Origin of the sequence: Sphingobium phenoxybenzoativorans (assembly GCF_018286635.1) — a bacterium.
Lineage (GTDB): Bacteria > Pseudomonadota > Alphaproteobacteria > Sphingomonadales > Sphingomonadaceae > Sphingobium > Sphingobium phenoxybenzoativorans.
Window position 1 is genome coordinate 226,245 of the sequence record NZ_CP073910.1, and the last position, 16,190, is coordinate 242,434.

Annotated in this window: 17 protein-coding genes; 5 read left to right on the top strand and 12 right to left on the bottom strand. The window is 65.0% G+C overall.

All coding sequences use genetic code 11. The features are described from left to right. The 5 genes from KFK14_RS01170 to KFK14_RS01190 form a co-directional block, all read right to left on the bottom strand. Window positions 1-378 carry a YkvA family protein gene (locus KFK14_RS01170; RefSeq protein ID WP_212609579.1) on the bottom strand — a complete coding sequence of 126 codons (378 nt, stop codon included), beginning with the start codon at window positions 376-378 and terminating at the stop codon, window positions 1-3. Window positions 379-482: 104 nt separating this feature from the next. Further along, window positions 483-809 carry a hypothetical protein gene (locus tag KFK14_RS01175; RefSeq protein ID WP_212609580.1) on the bottom strand — a complete coding sequence of 109 codons (327 nt, stop codon included), beginning with the start codon at window positions 807-809 and terminating at the stop codon, window positions 483-485. Window positions 810-850: 41 nt separating this feature from the next. Next, window positions 851-2,416, bottom strand: coding sequence for a peptide chain release factor 3 (locus KFK14_RS01180; RefSeq protein ID WP_070156014.1), 1,566 nt, complete (start codon window positions 2,414-2,416; stop codon window positions 851-853). Between the two features lie 141 nt (window positions 2,417-2,557). After that, on the bottom strand, window positions 2,558-3,214 hold the full coding sequence (locus tag KFK14_RS01185; protein WP_212609581.1) for a DsbA family oxidoreductase: 657 nt from the start codon (window positions 3,212-3,214) through the stop codon (window positions 2,558-2,560). A gap of 58 nt (window positions 3,215-3,272) precedes the next feature. After that, the gene (locus KFK14_RS01190) at window positions 3,273-4,169 is read right to left on the bottom strand and encodes an aldose 1-epimerase family protein (protein WP_425516675.1); all 897 of its coding nucleotides are present in this window, start codon (window positions 4,167-4,169) and stop codon (window positions 3,273-3,275) included. 172 nt (window positions 4,170-4,341) lie between these two features. Between KFK14_RS01190 and KFK14_RS01195 the strand changes: the two genes are divergently transcribed. Next, window positions 4,342-4,830: a hypothetical protein gene (locus KFK14_RS01195; RefSeq protein WP_425516676.1), complete on the top strand. Its 489-nt coding sequence runs from the start codon at window positions 4,342-4,344 to the stop codon at window positions 4,828-4,830. A gap of 221 nt (window positions 4,831-5,051) precedes the next feature. Here the strand turns inward: KFK14_RS01195 and pheT are convergent, their stop codons facing one another. The 5 genes from pheT to rpmI form a co-directional block, all read right to left on the bottom strand. Then, complete coding sequence (gene pheT, locus KFK14_RS01200) at window positions 5,052-7,487, bottom strand: phenylalanine--tRNA ligase subunit beta (protein ID WP_212609582.1); 2,436 nt, start codon at window positions 7,485-7,487, stop codon at window positions 5,052-5,054. 115 nt (window positions 7,488-7,602) lie between these two features. Then, window positions 7,603-8,700: a phenylalanine--tRNA ligase subunit alpha gene (pheS, locus tag KFK14_RS01205; protein ID WP_212610971.1), complete on the bottom strand. Its 1,098-nt coding sequence runs from the start codon at window positions 8,698-8,700 to the stop codon at window positions 7,603-7,605. Window positions 8,701-8,831: 131 nt separating this feature from the next. Further along, on the bottom strand, window positions 8,832-9,146 hold the full coding sequence (locus KFK14_RS01210; protein ID WP_212609583.1) for a GIY-YIG nuclease family protein: 315 nt from the start codon (window positions 9,144-9,146) through the stop codon (window positions 8,832-8,834). A gap of 204 nt (window positions 9,147-9,350) precedes the next feature. After that, window positions 9,351-9,716: a 50S ribosomal protein L20 gene (rplT, locus tag KFK14_RS01215; RefSeq protein WP_070156002.1), complete on the bottom strand. Its 366-nt coding sequence runs from the start codon at window positions 9,714-9,716 to the stop codon at window positions 9,351-9,353. Window positions 9,717-9,729: 13 nt separating this feature from the next. Further along, a complete protein-coding gene (rpmI, locus tag KFK14_RS01220; RefSeq protein ID WP_070156000.1) occupies window positions 9,730-9,933 on the bottom strand; it encodes a 50S ribosomal protein L35 in 204 nt (67 codons plus the stop codon). Window positions 9,934-10,180: 247 nt separating this feature from the next. Here rpmI and KFK14_RS01225 point away from each other — a divergent pair, with 247 nt between their 5' ends. Next, a complete protein-coding gene (locus KFK14_RS01225; RefSeq protein WP_212610972.1) occupies window positions 10,181-12,274 on the top strand; it encodes an AsmA family protein in 2,094 nt (697 codons plus the stop codon). Window positions 12,275-12,420: 146 nt separating this feature from the next. Here KFK14_RS01225 and hisN read toward each other — a convergent pair whose 3' ends face one another. After that, window positions 12,421-13,209 carry a histidinol-phosphatase gene (gene hisN, locus KFK14_RS01230; protein WP_212609584.1) on the bottom strand — a complete coding sequence of 263 codons (789 nt, stop codon included), beginning with the start codon at window positions 13,207-13,209 and terminating at the stop codon, window positions 12,421-12,423. A gap of 47 nt (window positions 13,210-13,256) precedes the next feature. Between hisN and KFK14_RS01235 the strand changes: the two genes are divergently transcribed. From KFK14_RS01235 to KFK14_RS01245, 3 genes are all read left to right on the top strand, one after another. Further along, window positions 13,257-14,123, top strand: a complete 867-nt coding sequence (locus tag KFK14_RS01235; RefSeq protein WP_212609585.1) for an AraC family transcriptional regulator — start codon at window positions 13,257-13,259, stop codon at window positions 14,121-14,123. Window positions 14,124-14,198: 75 nt separating this feature from the next. Continuing rightward, a complete protein-coding gene (locus tag KFK14_RS01240) occupies window positions 14,199-14,624 on the top strand; it encodes a VOC family protein (RefSeq protein ID WP_212609586.1) in 426 nt (141 codons plus the stop codon). Between the two features lie 115 nt (window positions 14,625-14,739). Then, window positions 14,740-14,973: a hypothetical protein gene (locus KFK14_RS01245; RefSeq protein ID WP_212609587.1), complete on the top strand. Its 234-nt coding sequence runs from the start codon at window positions 14,740-14,742 to the stop codon at window positions 14,971-14,973. Window positions 14,974-15,216: 243 nt separating this feature from the next. Here the strand turns inward: KFK14_RS01245 and KFK14_RS01250 are convergent, their stop codons facing one another. Further along, window positions 15,217-16,152, bottom strand: coding sequence for a ribose-phosphate pyrophosphokinase (locus tag KFK14_RS01250; protein ID WP_070155988.1), 936 nt, complete (start codon window positions 16,150-16,152; stop codon window positions 15,217-15,219). Between the last annotated feature and the right edge of the window lie 38 nt (window positions 16,153-16,190).

The following is a 16,190-nucleotide window of genomic DNA, read 5'->3' on the forward strand; positions in this document are numbered from 1 at the left end:
TTAGCGGCGTCCGCATAGAGACCAGACGAGCGCCGCCCCGGCCAGCATCCACAGGAGGATGATCGCCGCCGCCGCCAGCTTGCTGACGGGTCTGGCGGTCCGTGCGGCCGCGCTTTCCCGGAATTCGATCATCAGCGGCGCAGGGATCAGGCGGATCGCCAGCCATATCCCGGCCGGAACGACAAGAAGGTCGTCGACATAGCCCAGAATCGGGATGAAATCGGGGATCAGGTCAATCGGGCTGAGCGCATAGGCGGCCACAGCGCCAGCCAGCGCCTTTGCGGCCCAGGGCGTGCGGGGATCGCGGGCGGCGATCCAGAGGGCGACGATATCGCGCCGGAGCGCCTTCGCCCATGTCTTTAATGTCTCCATAGCCATCCTACCGGGTGGACAGGGGCGTGAGAATAGAGGCTGCGCCGGATGTCCGCCAGCGCGCGAGAGGCCAATGAAGCACGGGCGCGCGGCCCAAGGGGACGGGCGGATCAGTGCGTCCGGCTGGTCACCTTGGCGGTGCCATCGCTCAGGATCTGGATAAGATGGGCTGTCCCGTCATCGCAATGTGCTCTCCAGCCCATGACGCCCGTGCTGATTTCGGCGCGTTCCGACGCCGTTACCGCCGGGCAGGGTTCGCCGGCCGCGCGGATGGCCTTTTCCAGCACGCCGTTACGCTGCCCTTCGTCAAGCTTTGCGACCTGCGCTGTGGCCCCGGTTTCCGGCGCGGCCTGATTCGCTGCGGGCGCGGCGCTGTCCTCGCCTTGTCCGCATGCGGTGAGCGTCAGCGCGCCGGCCAGAAGCAGCAATAGTCTCATGATCCGCATTCGACGCCATTCCGCGCTCTTTGTCCAGCCGCCTATCGCTCGCGCGTGGCGCTGAACTTCACGTCCGGGTGGCGTTCCTGCTGATAACCGACGTCCCAGGCGCTTTTGGCCATGAACACGTCATTGCCATCCCGGTCCTTGGCCAGATTGGCGCGGTTGAACTCGACAAAGCCCTTCACCGCCGCGTCGCTGCCGGAAATCCAGCGCGCCGTGTCGAAGGGGGAGGGTTCCAGCACCGCCTCAACCTTATATTCCGCCTCCAGACGGCTGATCAGCACGTCAAGCTGGAGCTGGCCGACCACGCCGACGATCCACTGGCTGCCGATGTCGGGGTAGAATACCTGGATGACGCCTTCTTCCGACAGGTCGTCCAGCGCCTTGCGGAGCTGCTTGGTCTTGGTCGGGTCCTTCAGCGCCACGCGGCGCAGGATTTCCGGCGCGAAATTGGGCAGGCCAGTGAAGCGTACATCCGCCTTCTCCGACAGCGTATCGCCGACCCGCAGCGTGCCATGATTGGGAATGCCGATAATGTCGCCGGGAAAGGCTTCATCGGCGATCTCGCGGTCCTGCGCGAAGAAAAGGATCGGCGAATGCACCGCGATCGGCTTGCCGCTGCCCGAAGGCGTCAGCTTCATGCCGCGCCGGAACTTGCCGGAGCACAGCCGCATGAAGGCGATGCGGTCGCGATGCTGCGGGTCCATATTCGCTTGCACCTTGAAGATGAAGCCGGTGACGTCGCTGCGGTCCGGCGCGACCGGCGCGGGTTCCGCAGGCTGGGTACGCGGCGGCGGGGCGTGGGCGGCGAGCGCGTCGATCAGTTCGGTGACGCCGAACAGCTTGAGCGCCGATCCGAAATAGACCGGCGTCAGGTCGCCATGGCGATAGGCGGCAAGGTCGAAATCCGCATAGCCGCCGCGCGCCAGCTCCGCTTCCTCGCGCAATTTCTCCAGACCCTCGGCGGACAGGAAATCCGCCAGCTTCGGATCGTCGAGGCCGGAGAAATGATGTTCCTGCCCCTCAAACTCCTTGCTCCCGCCGCTCGGCTGGCGCAGCCGGTCGGTGGTGAAGTCGTAAATGCCCTCGAACGTGCCGCCCATGCCGACCGGCCAGCTCATCGGGCACACGTCGAGCGCCAGCGCGTCGGCCACCTCGTCCAGCAGGGCGAAGGGGTCGCGCCCCTCCCGGTCCACCTTGTTGACGAAGGTGATGATGGGCACGTTGCGCAGGCGGCACACCTCGAACAGCTTGCGGGTCTGCGGTTCGATGCCCTTGGCCGCGTCGATGACCATCACGGCGCTGTCGACGGCGGTCAGGGTGCGGTAGGTGTCCTCGCTGAAATCCTCATGCCCCGGCGTGTCGAGCAGGTTGAAGGTGATCCCGTTCCGCTCGAACGTCATGACCGAGGAGGTGACGGAGATGCCGCGCTGCTGCTCGATCTTCATCCAGTCCGACCGGGCGCGCCGGTTCGCGCCGCGCGCCTTGACCTCCCCGGCCAGATGGATCGCGCCGCCCTCCAGCAGCAGCTTCTCGGTCAGCGTGGTCTTGCCCGCGTCCGGGTGGGAAATGATCGCAAATGTGCGGCGGGATGGGATGGTCATGGTCGTTTCTATATCAAAGGTTCGTCATCCCCGCGTAGGCGGGGACCCATCTCCCGAAATCGCACAGCAGGATAGGACTGGAGATGGGTTCCCGCCTACGCGGGAATGACGAAAAAGGGTAGGGGTCGGTTTAGCCTAGGGTCAGGCTGTTTCCTGCTCCGCCACAACCGCGCGCAATGCCTGTTCGAACATCTCGGCGGGCTGCCCGCCGGACACCAGATATTTCTCGTTCAGCACGATGGCGGGCACCGAGTTGATGCCGCGAGAGCGCCAGAGCTGTTCCTCGGCGCGCACTTCCCCGGCATAGCGGCCGGATTCCAGAACCTCCCGCGCCTTTGCGCCGTCCAGCCCGGCCTGCTCCGCTATGGCCACCAGCGTAGCATGATCGTCCATCGCCTCGCCGCGCGTGAAATGGGCTGTGAACAGCGCGCGTTTCAGGGCGTGCTGCCCGCCTTCCTCCTCTGCCCAGCGCAGCAGCCGATGGGCGTCGAACGTGTTGTAGACGCGCGACTCGTCGGAAAAATTAATGGCGAAGCCGGTCGCGGCGGCGCGATCCGTGATGGTCTGCCGCATCTGCGCCGACTGTTCGCGGGTCGAACCCATCTTCCGCGTGACATGCTCGCCCAGATTTTCGCCGCCCTGCGCCATGTCCGGGTTAAGTTCGAACGGGCGGAAGCGAATGTCCGCCTCCACCTCTCCGCCGACGCGCGCAAGCGCCTCCTCAAGCCCCCGCAGGCCGATGATGCACCAGGGGCAGGATATATCGGAAACAAAGTCGATCTTGACGGGGGTGGTCATGCTGTCCTCCGATGGTCGCCCCGAATATAGGCGCGCATGCGGCAAATGACAGGGCTGGCTAGGGCATCAATTCCACGTCCATGCGGAAATCCCGGCTCTCGCCCGGCGGCAGGCGGATGATGCCCGGCTTCTCCCACACATCGCCGTCGAAGCCCACGGGGTCGGCCATGCCCGCCCAGGGTTCCACGCACAGATAATGCGCGCCCGGCTTCTGCCAGATGCCGAGCCAGGGGGTGTCGGGGAAATCGATCTTCAGATGCGGCGTGCCGGGCGCCCCCCATGTCAGGCTGCGGCTGGCGAGGTCGTCCCAGATCAGCGCGTCGCCCGCAAACATCTCGTGGGTCGGGGCAAGGACGTTGCCGACCACGGGGGAGGGCACGCTTTCCAGCGCGATCAGGCCCGGTTCGCTGCCCACCTTGCGGATCGGCGCGGGTTCGTCCTTCTCGAAGATGACGCGATGATCCTCTCCGGTTGCGCCATAGGGCAGGGGCCAGGCGAAGCCCGGATGATAGCCGAAGCTGAACGGCATATCCGCGCCGCCGCTGTTGGCGACCGTCGCCATCATCTCCAGCTTCGCGCCACGAAGCGCAAAACGCATGTCGAGGCGGAAGGCGAAGGGATAGATGGCAAGGCTCTCCGCATCGGATTCGAGGCGGAAAAGGGCGCTCTCCGCCGACCGGTCGACCAGCGCGAAAGTCCGCCGCCGCGCAAAGCCATGCTGCGGCTGGCCATATTCCGCGCCATCGACCCGGAAAACATCGCCGCGCAACCGCCCGACAAAGGGAAACAGCAAAGGCGCATGGCCCGTCCACCAGCGTTCGTCCGCATCGGTCATCAACTCGCGGCCTTCCGCATCGCGCAGCGACCAGAGTTCCGCGCCCAGCGGGTTGATGGCCGCCATCAGCGCGCCGGATGCGATCGTGATCAGACCTTCAGTCAATGCCCGCGCCTTCATATGCCGGAAAAGCCCTGCCTTGTTACCGGCAGGCATGGCCATGCCGCAAGCATGGACGGTCTAATACATTCTGTTTCTTCAGGAACTCGCGCCCCATCCGATGGTTACGCCTTCGCAATAGACGAACGGAGACGGTTTCGTGCGTATCAGGTCCGCCATCATCCTGTCGGTCATGCTGTCCGGCGCGGCACTTGCCCAGGAGGCCAAACAGGAAGCGAAGGAAGAACCCAAGCAGGAGCAGAAGAAAGATACGACATGGCGCAAGGCGGGCGATATCGCCAGCCAGCCCGCGCGCGACGTGGGCGTTGACAAGAAGGAAGTGCCCGAAGTGCTGCAGAAAGCGGTCGAGGCCCCCTACGCCATGCCCGCCAATGCGCGCTGCGCCGGAATCAACGCGGCCATCGTGGAGCTGAATGGCGTGCTCGGCCCGGATTTCGGCACAGGCACGGAGAATAATGAGAATCGCACCGGCAAGATATTGGAGGCGACTGGCCAGACCATCGTCAACTCCCTGATCCCCTTCCGCGGGCTGGTGCGCGAAGTCAGCGGCGCGGCCCCCGCCCAGCGGCGCATGGAAGCGGCGATCAGCACCGGCCTCGCCCGGCGCGGCTTCCTGCGCGGGCTGGCGAAAGCGAAGGGATGCAAGCCAGCGGCGACTTAGAAAATGCCGATGGAAAGAACCAGCGTGCTCCTGCGAAAGCAGGAGTCCAGTTCCGCCGCTTGATCTGGGCTGAAGCGAGGCACGTGACTCGCATTCAGTGCTTTCGCAGGAGCACATTTCGTTCACCCACCCGTTCGCCCTGAGCTAGTCGAAGGACTGTCCTTCTTAGAAAGAAGGGCAGGGCTTCGACAGGCTCAGCCCGAACGGAATAGGATCGATAATTACCCCCGCAACGTCCCGCCCAGCTTCTCCGCCGCCTTCACGACCGCCGCGCTGATCGCGCCCAGTTCTTCGTCGGTGAAGCTCTTTTCGCCGGGCTGCAGCGTCACTTCCACCGCCAGCGACGTCATGCCCGCATCCACGCCGGGACCGGAGAAAACGTCGAACAGACGCGCGTCGACAATCGCCTTCTTGTCCGCGCCGCGAATGGCGCGCACCAGCGCGTCGGCCTCCAGCGTTTCAGGGACGACAAAGGCGAAGTCGCGCTTCACCGCCTGCAGGGCGGGCGGCGCATAGGGCGCGCGCATGAAGCCGCTTTTCCGCTTGCCCGGTATGGCGTCCAAAAACAGCTCGGCGGCGACCACCGTGCCGGACAGGCCGAACTGCTTGGCCATCGCCGGGTGCAGCACGCCATATTCGGCAAGGATCGTCTTGGGGCCGAGACGCAGCGTACCGGACTGGCCGGGATGATAGGCCCCGCTCGCCTCACCGAACGCCTGAAGGTTGGCTGTTGGCGCGCCCGCCACCGCCAGCAACGCCATCACCTCCGCCTTCACATCATGCGCAGCAAAGGCCTGCGCCTTGCCGCTGCGCCAGTCACGCGCCGTCTTTTCCCCGGCCATGACGATGCCCGTGGTCGCGCGTTCGCCATCGGCGAAATAGCGGCGTCCGACCTCGAACAGCCGGATCGATGCCGCGCCGCGATCGGCATTGCGCCGCGTGGCGGAGAGCAGGCCGGGCAGCAGCGAGGGCCGCATGACCTTCATATCCTCGGAGATCGGATTGGCGAGCGTCCAGTCGCCGCCGCCCACGGCCGCGGCTTCCTTCTCGGATATGAAGGACCAGTTGATCGCCTCCGAAAGCCCACGCGCCGCCGCCGTGCGCCGCACCCGTCGCTCGACAAGCTGGGCCTGTGTCGCTGTCGGCTTCGCAACGCCCGGCGCGCGGGGCAGGGGCGTGGAGGGCACATTGTCCAGGCCGTGGATGCGCACCACCTCCTCGACGATATCCGGCGGGCCATCGATATCGCGCCGCCAGCTCGGCACGCCGACGCTCCAGCCTTCGGGCGTGTCGAACGGCATGCCGTCACGCATTTCTGTGCCGCCGCCGGTAACCGTCACCGGGAAGCCAAGGCTTTCCAGTATCGCTTTCTGCGTCGCCTTCGGCACGTCTACGCCCGCCAGCGCCAGCGCATAAGCGGGATCGTAGGAAACGCTGCGCGACGTAACCGGCGGCTGTCCCGCGCGGGTGATGGCGCTTGGTTTCCCGCCGCAATGGTCGAGCACCAGCTTCGTCGCGATCGCCAGCGCATCGTCCAGGAAGGCGGGATCGACGCCGCGCTCGAACCGCTGGCGCGCGTCGCTGGTCAGCGCCAGCTTCTGCCCGGTGCGGGCGATAGCCTCCGGCGTGAAATAGGCGCATTCGATCAGCACGTCGGTCGTCGTGTCCGACACGCCCGAATGCTCGCCGCCCATGATGCCGCCAATGTCGTGGACCGCCGCATCGTCGGCGATCACCGTCATGCTGGCGTCGAGCGTATAGGTCTTGCCGTTGAGGGCCAGAACCTGCTCGCCATCCTTCGCGAGGCGCGCGATGAGCGGCCCCGTAAGCGTCGCGCGATCATAGACATGGAGCGGCCGGCCAAGGTCGATCGACACGAAATTGGTGATGTCGACCAGCACGGAAATCGGCTTCTGGCCGATCGCCTTCAGCTTGTCCGCCATCCATTTCGGCGCAGCGCCATTGGTCACGCCCGACACATTCTGCGCGTAGAAAGCAGGGCAGCCTTCCGGATCGTCGGTGCGCACATCTGGCGCAGCACCGTCGCCCGCAATCGGCGCAAGGCTTTCCATGCGATAGACCTGCGCCAGCGGCTTCAGCGTGCCCAGGCCCGCCGCCGCCAGATCGCGGGCGATGCCGCGCACACCCATGCAATCCTGCCGGTTGGGCGTGATGCTGACGTCGATCACCGGATCGTCCAGTCCCGCCCAGTCGGCATAGACCTGACCCACCGGCGCATCGGCGGCCAGTTCGATGATCCCGTCATGATCCTCGCCCAGCTCCAGCTCGCGGAAAGAGCACATCATGCCGTTGGACTCGACGCCGCGGATCGCCGCGACGCGCAGCACCATGCCGTTGGACGGCACGGTCGCGCCCGGCATGCCGAACACGCCGACAAGGCCGGCGCGGGCATTGGGCGCGCCGCATACGACCTGTAGCGGGCCATCGCCTGCGTCGACGCTCAGCACCTGGAGCTTGTCGGCCTGCGGATGCGGCGCTGCGGTCAACACCTTGGCGATGCGGAACGCGCCCAGCTTCTCCGCCGGATTATCAACGCCCTCAACCTCCAGCCCGACGCGGGTCAGCGTGTCCAGCACGGTGTCGAGGCTCGCATCCGTCTCCAGATGCTCCTTCAGCCAGCTCAGCGTGAATTTCATGCGCCCACTCCCTTTGCATTGTGCTCCTGCGAAAGCAGGAGCCTAGGGTGAAGGAGCGCCACGAGGCCCTGGGCTCCTGCTTTCGCAGGAGCACTGATGCTTTCCATCATATGAGTCATGCGCCCACTCCTCCGCTCAGCGTGGGCACGTCCAGCGCCGAGAAACCATAATGCCGCAGCCAGCGCAGATCGCCGTCAAAGAAGGCGCGCAGGTCGTTCATCCCATATTTCAGCATGGCGAGCCGGTCGACGCCGGTGCCGAAGGCGAAGCCCTGCCACTCGTCCGGGTCAAGGCCGCACGCCTCGATCACCTTGCGGTGGACCATGCCGCTGCCCAGCACCTCCAGCCAGCCGCCATCCTTGTCGTTGCCGCTGCCGCCGATCACCCGCTGGCCATTGACCAGCGTATAACCGACATCGACCTCCACCGACGGCTCGGTGAAGGGGAAATAGCTGGGGCGCAGGCGCAGGACGATGTCGTCGCGCTCGAAGAATGCTTTCAGGAACGTCTCCAGCGTCCATTTGAGGTGGCCGAGCGTGATGCCGCGATCGATCACCAGCCCCTCAATCTGGTGGAACATCGGCGTGTGCGTGGCGTCGCTGTCGGAACGATAGACGCGGCCGGGCGCGATGATGCGGATCGGCGGCTTCTCGTTCATCATCGTGCGGATTTGCACGGGCGAGGTGTGCGTACGCAGCAACATCTTCTTCCCGTCCCGCGCGGTCTCACCGGGGAAATAGAAGGTGTCGTGCATCGCCCGCGCCGGGTGCGTTTCGGGAATGTTGAGCGCGGTGAAATTATGCCAGTCGTCCTCGATTTCCGGGCCGGTGGCGACGGAGAAGCCAAGGTCCGCGAAAATCTCCGCCAGTTCGTCCATCACCTGGCTCACCGGATGCACCGATCCTTGCGGGCCGATGTCGGCGGGCAGCGTCATGTCCAGCCGCTCCTCGGCCAGCCGCGCGTCCAGCGCCGCCTGTTCCAGCGCGCCCTTCTTGTCCGCTATGGCGGCGGTCACTGCCTCGCGCAGGTCCTGAATGACCGGCCCCTGCGTCTGCCGCTCGTCGGGCGACATGCCGCCCAGCGTCTTGAGCAGTGCCGTGACGACGCCCTGCTTGCCGAGCGCCCCGACACGCAACCCCTCCACCGCGTCAAGCGTATCGGCGGCGGCGATGTCGGCCAGCAGGCCGGATTTCAGTGAAGCTATGTCGGTCATGGGCCTGTGCAGTTCTTTCTTCGTCATTCCGGCGAAAGCCGGAACCCAACTCTCCCCAATTCCTGCGCGAGATGAGAGGCGCGATGGGTCCCGGCTTTCGCCGGGATGACGGTTTTGGGTTGGGGTAGCTGTTAGTCGGGAAGGCGCGTAAATCCAAGCGTGATCGCCAGATCGCTCCAGTGCGGATTACGCTCCTCGATCAACTGGATTTTCCACTGTCTTTTCCATTCCTTGATCCGCTTTTCCCGGATGATCGCTTCTTCCATCGTGTCGTGGGTCTCGAACCACATCAGCAATTTGACATTATATTTCAGGGCGAAGCCGGGAACGGCGTTGGTTCGATGCTCATGCAGGCGTTTGATCAGGTCGGATGTGACGCCGGTGTAGAGCGTGCCGTTCCGCTTGCTAGCCAAGATGTAGACGCAAGGCTGGCGGATGGGCGGCATTGTCCAAACCTACCAACCCCGTCATTCCGGCGAAAGCCGGAACCCAACTCGCCTGTCAAACTGGACCATGATCATTGGGCCAGATGGGTCCCGGCTTTCGCCGGGATGACGGAAAAGGAATTTATCTCCGCTCACCCCACAAAACCAAAAAGGGCGCCGGAAGCATCTGCCCCGGCGCCCTTGCTGTCTCGTGTCGCTGGATGCTTACGCAGCCGCGGGCAGAGCCGCCTTCGCCTGGGCGATGATGGCGCTAAACGCTTCGCCTTCGTGCATCGCGATGTCGGCCAGGACCTTCCGGTCCAGATCGATGCCCGCGAGCTTCAGCCCGTGCATGAACTGCGAATAGGTCAGGCCCTCGGCGCGGACGCCGGCGTTGATGCGCTGAATCCACAGGCCGCGGAAGCTGCGCTTCTTAACCTTGCGGTCGCGATAGGCGTACTGGCCGGCCTTTTCGACGGCCTGGCGGGCGATGCGGATCGTGTTCTTGCGACGGCCATAATAGCCCTTCGCCTGATCCAAAATCCTCTTATGCTTCGCCTTGGTGGTCGTGCCACGTTTTACGCGTGCCATAGTCCTCTACTCCTTACTTCAGGCCGTAGGGCGCCCAGAGGCGGACGTGCGCGACGTCGGCTTCGGACAGCACATCGGTGCCACGGTTCTGGCGAATATATTTGGCGTTATGGCTGATCAGGCGGTGGCGCTTGCCGGCGACACCATGCTTGACCTTGCCGGTGGCGGTGAACTTGAAGCGTTTCTTCACACCGCTCTTGGTCTTGAGCTTGGGCATTTTCGTCTCCTTGTGCTGACGATTACGGACAAGCGCGGCAGCCCTACTGGCCGGAATGTCCCATCAACCCCGATGGGCACAAGCCCACGGGAACGCGCGCCTATACGGGGCAAGCCCGCCAAAAGCAAGGGGCGGAGCGATTCGGGGTGCTGGACGTTTCTCCCCCATGTCCGAAGCGGATCCCATTGCTACGGGGCGGGATACGCCCGATGCTCCAGAAGGCGGGCAGGGCGGATTCCGCGCGCGCATGGGGCAGGCGCGGGAGCGGTGGCGGAAACTGCCTCTGCCTGCGCGAATCATCCTGTGGGTCGTCGGCATCCTGTTCCTGATCTGGTTGATCCTGTTCATCACCAAGGGCCGCTTCCTGAAAAGTCCGTTCGAACGGATCGTCTCGTCCAGTCTGCAGCGGGAGGTGAAGGTCGGCGGCGACTTCCAGCTTTATTTCGACCCCATCACCGTCAAATTCCTGGCCGAACGCTTCACCATCTCCAATCCCAAATGGGCAAGCCAGCCGCATCTGTTCCGCGCCGACCGGATCGACACCCGCATCTCGCCCTTCTCCCTGGTCTTTGGCGACACCAAGCGGATCAAATGGCTGGAACTGCGCAACGGCGCGGCCGACCTGGAATGGAGCCGGGACGGCAAGACCAACACATGGACGCTGGGCGACCCCAACAGGAAAGGCGAGCCGCTCGACCTGCCCACCGTCCGCCGCGCGATCATCGCGGGGACGAAGGTGCGCTATCGCGACCCGCGCCTGGCGGTGAACGCCGATATCGCCTTCGACACGGTCCGCGCACAGGACACCCGATTCGCGCACGACATCCGCTTCACCGGGTCCGGCACGATGCGCGACCGGCCCTTCACCCTGCGCGGCGGACTGCTTTCGCCCAATGACACGGTGACTGGCGGGAAGAATCAGTTGGTCGTGGAGGCGAAGGCGGGCGCGACGGTGCTGCAGGTCAACGGCACGCTGCCCGGCGCGACGGAGATTGAGGGGGCGGACCTGTCGCTGGTCACTTACGGTCCCAATATCCGCCTGTTGTTCGATTTCCTGGGCGTCGCAATTCCCGATACGCGCCATTACCGCTTCACCTCCGACCTGACGAAAGTGGGCGGCGAGTGGCGCTTCACCCATCTTAAAGGGCGATTTGGAGACAGCGATCTGGCTGGCGGCATGACGATCTCGTTGCCGGACAATCGCCTGCTGCTGAAGGCGGACCTGGCCACCAACACGCTCGACATCATCGATGTCGGCCCCTTCATCGGCTACAACCCGGAAAAGCTGGAGGCGCAGGGCGCCAAGGGCGCGATCGAGACGGTGCAGGGCCGCCCCCGCGTCCTGCCGGACGCGCCGCTGCGGATAGAGGCGATCCGCGCCTTCGACGCGGACGTCAAATATAGCGTGAAGCAGGTGCGGGCGAAGAATTTCCCCATCTCCAATATCGGCCTGACGCTGAAACTCGACCATAGCCTGATCACCATGTCGCCGCTGACCTTCGACATGGCGGGCGGCTTCGTCTCGTCCGACATAGAAATCAATGCGCGCGGCGCGCCGGTGCGGACGAAATATGACATCCGCCTGTCCCCGACGCCGATGGGCAAGCTGCTCGGCCGCTGGGGCGTCGAGGAATCGGGCACAACTGGCGTCATGAAGGCGCGCGTGCAGATGACCGGCGAAGGCGACTCGGTCCGCGAATCGCTCGGTACCGCCGATGGCCGCATCGCTGTCGTCCTGCCAGCGGGCACCATGTGGGCGCGCAACATCCAGCTTTCCGAACTCGATATCGGCACCTTCATCACCAAGATGTTCGCCGACAAACTGAAGAAGCCGGTGGAAATCAACTGCGGCCTCATCGCCTTCACCGTGCGCGACGGCGTGGCCGCCGCCGACCCGATCCTGATCGACACCAAGAAGAATGTGATCGTCGGCCGTGGCGGGTTCAGCTTCAGGAACGAGTCGCTGGACATGGCGGTGCGGGCGGACGGCAAGACGATCAGCCTCTTTTCCGGCCAGTCGCCCATCGGCATTGGCGGCTATTTCGCCAAGCCGGGCATCAACCCCGTCAGCCCCGAACTGCTGGCGCGGGGCGGGGCGGGGGCTGGCCTCAGCCTGGTCGGCACGCCGATCGCCGGCATCCTCGCCTTTGTCGATGTCGGTGACGCGAAAGCGGCGGCCTGCGGCCCTGTCCTGTCAGGCGCGAACGCCGTCGCCCAGCGCACGACCAAGGGCAAACCGCGCGACGATGTGGGCCGCGGCACCACCGCAAAGTCGGAAAGCGGCAAGGCGGAGAAGGGCGAGCAAAAGAGCCAGGACAAGAAGTTTCTGGGGATATTTTGAGAGACTGGAAGTTAAGAACCGTTCGGCCCTTCGACAGGCTCAGGAGAGCGAAGTCGAAGCCTTTGCCTGAACGTAGTGAAGGCACCTCACTCCGTTCGGTGATGCCCTTCGACTTCGCTCAGGGCGAACGGAGGTGGGCACTGAGATTAATGATGCCCGTCATGCCCCTGCGCCAGAGCCTCTAAAATATCGTCCAGCCGCGCCGGGTCGCCCACCGCGATCACCTGTCCGTCGCTGTCCGCCGTCAGCGGTTCGCCCGCCCAGTCGCACATGCGCCCGCCCGCGCCCTCGACCACCGGCACCAGCGCGGCGAGATCGTGGAGCTTCAGCCCCGCCTCCACGACGATGTCGACATGGCCCGACGCGACCAGGCCATAATTATAGCAGTCCCCGCCCCACAGCGTATCGCGGCACTGCCCCGCCAGCAGGGAGAAATGTTCGCCGGTGCAGCCGGGGAAAAGCTGCGGCGCGGTGGAGGCTAGGATCGCCTCGTCCAGATCGCGGCAGGCGCGGGTGCGGACCGGCGCGCCGTTAAAGGTTGTCGGCCGTCCCGCCATGCCCGCCCAGCGTTCCCGCGCGATCGGCTGGTCGATGATGCCGATGGTCGGCCATCCCGCCTGCGTCAGCGCGATCAGCGTGCCGAAGATCGGCCGCCCGGCGACGAAGCTCTTGGTCCCGTCGATCGGGTCCAGAATCCATACCCGCTCCGCATCCTCGCGCGTCGCGCCATATTCCTCGCCGATAATGCCGTCGCCGGGCCGCTCCTTCTCCAGGATCGCGCGGATCGCCGCCTCGGCCGCCTTGTCGGCCTCCGTCACCGGCGATTTGTCCGCCTTGAACTCCAGATCGTAGCGCGCACGGAAAAAGGGGCGGATCGCCTCGCCCGCTGCATCGGCAAGGCGGTTGGCGAGGGTCAGGTCGTCGCGGCTGGTCATGTCCTGCGCCTAGCGCGGAAAGCGCGGGGAGGCTAGACTGCGCAGGCATGGACAGCCCGCGCCCCATAACCATCCGCGCGCATGACGATGGCGTGAACCGCTGGCGGATGGCGGAGGCGCGCCCGGCCAGCGCCCTTGCGCGGCATGTGCGCAGCTATAGCGCCTATGACGAAACCACGACCGGCTTCACCGCGCGGCGCGAACTGGCCTCGACTGGCGTCGTGGTGATCTTCAACCTTGGCGCGCCGGTGGAGCTGACCGGCGCGGACGGCGCAGCGATCGCCCTTGACGCGGGGGAGGCGTTCGCCGCGGGCTTTGCGGACGGAACGTCGATCTCGCGGTCCGGCGGCAGTCAGTCGGGCATTCATATCTTCATGCCCTGGGCGACGCTTGGCCGCCTGTGCGGCTGTCCGGTGTCGGAAGTCGCCAACCGCGTCGTGCGGCTGGACGATTTGATCGGCGGGCGGGTCAGCGATCTTGGCGGACGATTGATGGAGGCGGGGAATGACGGGCAACGCTTTGCCCTCCTCGACGCCTTCGTCATGGACCGGCTTGGCGAGAGCGAGGCCATGGATGGCCGGATCACCGCCGCCGTCGCCCGGCTGCGCGCCCGGCCGGACAAGTCGATCCGGGCGCTGGCGGACTGGGCCGGATGGTCGCCGCGCCATTTCCTGCAGCGTTTTCGCGACGAAACCGGGCTTGCGCCCGCGCGCTTCGCCCGGCTGGCCCGGTTTGAGCATTTCACCGCCGCGATCGCCGCCGATCCGGATGCGCGGCTTGCCGATATCGCGCAGGATTCGGGCTTCTATGATGAGCCGCATCTGGCGCGGGAGGTGCGCGCCTTTGCCGGGGTGACGCCCGGCGAACTGCGCGCCCGGATCATTCCCGGCGGCGGCGGGTTCGTCGATTCATAGGTCATTTCCGTACAAGTGGACGGCGCTTGCGATGGCTACACCGGGCGCATCGGACCATTACAGGAGCTTGAAGCCATGAAAGGCAAATCGCCCGTCATCCCCTGCCTGCGTTATGCCGATGCGCCCGCCGCCATCGACTTTCTCTGCGCCGCCTTCGGTTTCCAGCGGCACGCCGTCTATACTGACGAGGCCGATCCATCGGTCGTCCACCACGCGCAACTGACATTGGGCGACGGCATGATCATGCTGGGCAGCGACCGGCCCGGCGGCGTGAAGGATCTTTACCGCTGGAAAACCCCGGCGGAGGCGGGCGGCATTACCCAATGCGTGTGTTGCTATGTGGCGGATGTCGACGCGCATGCCGCCACGGCGAAGGCCGCCGGTGCGCACATCGTCCGGGGTCCCTATGACAATGACGGTTATCCGGGGCGCGGCTATGACGCGCTCGATACGGAGGGCAATGTCTGGAATTTCGGCAGCTACGACGCCTGGGAGGGATGAGGCGGACGTATAGCCCGAACCGCAATGTGCTCCTGCGCAGGCAGCGCTACACAGCAACGGCACCGCGCTAAACAACGGTCCGCCTTTTCCGTTCTAGTGGGGAAGGGGACTTGGCATGGCCATTCTGGGCTGGATCATCAGTGTAGTCGCGTTTCTGGCCGGGCTTGCCCTGCGTCAGGATCTGCCGTTCCTGTATGACGACCGCATCTCCAACGGCCTGCTGTTCGCCGCTTTCCTCGCCTTCCCGCCGCTCTGGGCGGAAAAGCCGTTGGGGATAAGCGCCACGCCGCGCATCATGACCTGCGTCGCGATGCTGCTGGCGCTGCCGATGCTCTATTTTCAGGGCTGACAAGTCGCGCGGCGCGACTGATTAAAACTCAATCGAAATCAGGCTACCCGTTCGTCCTGAGTAACCACTGAGCGAAGACGAAGTGGTGTATCGAAGGATGTGAGCTTGGCGCTAGGATGCTTCGATACCGCCTCAGGTGAAACATCCCCCGGATGTTTCAGGATCGTCCGGGGGACGATCCGACCTGAGGCGCTTCGACAAGCTCAGTCTCTACTCAGCACGAACGGTTTCAAAACAGGAACTCTAGTCAAACAGGCTGGAGACCGAGCTTTCGTCCGCGATGCGCTTGATCGCCTCGCCCAGCAGCGGCGCGATGGGAAGCTGGCGGATGCGGCTGCTGCCCTGCACGCCCTCGGTCGCCAGGATCGAATCGGTGATGACCAGCTCGGTAAGCTGCGAATTGTCGACCCGCGCGACTGCGCCGCCGGACAGCACGCCATGCGTCACATAGGCGGCGACGCCCTCTGCGCCCGCTTCCTTCAGCGCGGCGGCGGCGTTGCACAGAGTGCCCGCCGAATCGACGATATCGTCGATCAGGATGCAGAAGCGGCCGCTCACGTCGCCGATGATGTTCATGACTTCCGATTCGCCGGCGCGCTCGCGGCGCTTGTCGACGATGGCGAGGGGCGCGTTATCCAGCCGCTTGGCGAGCGCGCGGGCGCGGACCACGCCGCCGACGTCTGGCGACACGACCATGATATTCTTGTCGCCGAACCGCGCCTGAATGTCGGCCGACATCACCGGCGCGCCGAACAGGTTATCGGTCGGGATATCGAAGAAGCCCTGAATCTGCCCTGCGTGCAGATCGACGGACAGCACGCGGTTTGCGCCGGCGACGGTGATCAGGTTCGCCACCAGCTTCGCGCTGATCGGCGTGCGCGGGCCGGGCTTCCGGTCCTGCCGGGCATAGCCGAAATAGGGGATGACCGCCGTGATCCGCTTGGCCGACGCGCGCTTCAGCGCATCGATCATGATCAGCAGTTCCATGAGGTTGTCGTTGCACGGGTAGCTGGTCGATTGGATCAGGAACACGTCCTCGCCGCGCACATTCTCATGCACCTCGACGAACACCTCCTCGTCGGCGAAGCGGCGGACGCTGGCGTTGGTAAGCGGAAGCTCGACATAATCCGCGATGGCGCGGGCCAGCGGCAGGTTCGAATTGCCGGTCATCAATTTCATGGAAAAATATCCCCGTTACGTTTCCGTGACGCGCTGGT

Bases quoted from the DNA above. Each gene is read 5' to 3' on its own strand.
- KFK14_RS01185 (WP_212609581.1), bottom strand. From the start codon at position 3,214: ATGACCACCCCCGTCAAGATCGACTTTGTTTCCGATATATCCTGCCCC.
- KFK14_RS01190 (WP_425516675.1), bottom strand. From the start codon at position 4,169: ATGAAGGCGCGGGCATTGACTGAAGGTCTGATCACGATCGCATCCGGC.
- KFK14_RS01195 (WP_425516676.1), top strand. From the start codon at position 4,342: ATGCTGTCCGGCGCGGCACTTGCCCAGGAGGCCAAACAGGAAGCGAAG.
- KFK14_RS01180 (WP_070156014.1), bottom strand. From the start codon at position 2,416: ATGACCATCCCATCCCGCCGCACATTTGCGATCATTTCCCACCCGGAC.
- KFK14_RS01225 (WP_212610972.1), top strand. From the start codon at position 10,181: ATGGGGCAGGCGCGGGAGCGGTGGCGGAAACTGCCTCTGCCTGCGCGA.
- pheT (WP_212609582.1), bottom strand. From the start codon at position 7,487: ATGAAATTCACGCTGAGCTGGCTGAAGGAGCATCTGGAGACGGATGCG.
- KFK14_RS01175 (WP_212609580.1), bottom strand. From the start codon at position 809: ATGAGACTATTGCTGCTTCTGGCCGGCGCGCTGACGCTCACCGCATGC.
- KFK14_RS01245 (WP_212609587.1), top strand. From the start codon at position 14,740: ATGGCCATTCTGGGCTGGATCATCAGTGTAGTCGCGTTTCTGGCCGGG.
- KFK14_RS01170 (WP_212609579.1), bottom strand. From the start codon at position 378: ATGGCTATGGAGACATTAAAGACATGGGCGAAGGCGCTCCGGCGCGAT.
- KFK14_RS01210 (WP_212609583.1), bottom strand. From the start codon at position 9,146: ATGCCGCCCATCCGCCAGCCTTGCGTCTACATCTTGGCTAGCAAGCGG.
- pheS (WP_212610971.1), bottom strand. From the start codon at position 8,700: ATGACCGACATAGCTTCACTGAAATCCGGCCTGCTGGCCGACATCGCC.
- rpmI (WP_070156000.1), bottom strand. From the start codon at position 9,933: ATGCCCAAGCTCAAGACCAAGAGCGGTGTGAAGAAACGCTTCAAGTTC.
- rplT (WP_070156002.1), bottom strand. From the start codon at position 9,716: ATGGCACGCGTAAAACGTGGCACGACCACCAAGGCGAAGCATAAGAGG.
- hisN (WP_212609584.1), bottom strand. From the start codon at position 13,209: ATGACCAGCCGCGACGACCTGACCCTCGCCAACCGCCTTGCCGATGCA.
- KFK14_RS01240 (WP_212609586.1), top strand. From the start codon at position 14,199: ATGAAAGGCAAATCGCCCGTCATCCCCTGCCTGCGTTATGCCGATGCG.
- KFK14_RS01250 (WP_070155988.1), bottom strand. From the start codon at position 16,152: ATGAAATTGATGACCGGCAATTCGAACCTGCCGCTGGCCCGCGCCATC.
- KFK14_RS01235 (WP_212609585.1), top strand. From the start codon at position 13,257: ATGGACAGCCCGCGCCCCATAACCATCCGCGCGCATGACGATGGCGTG.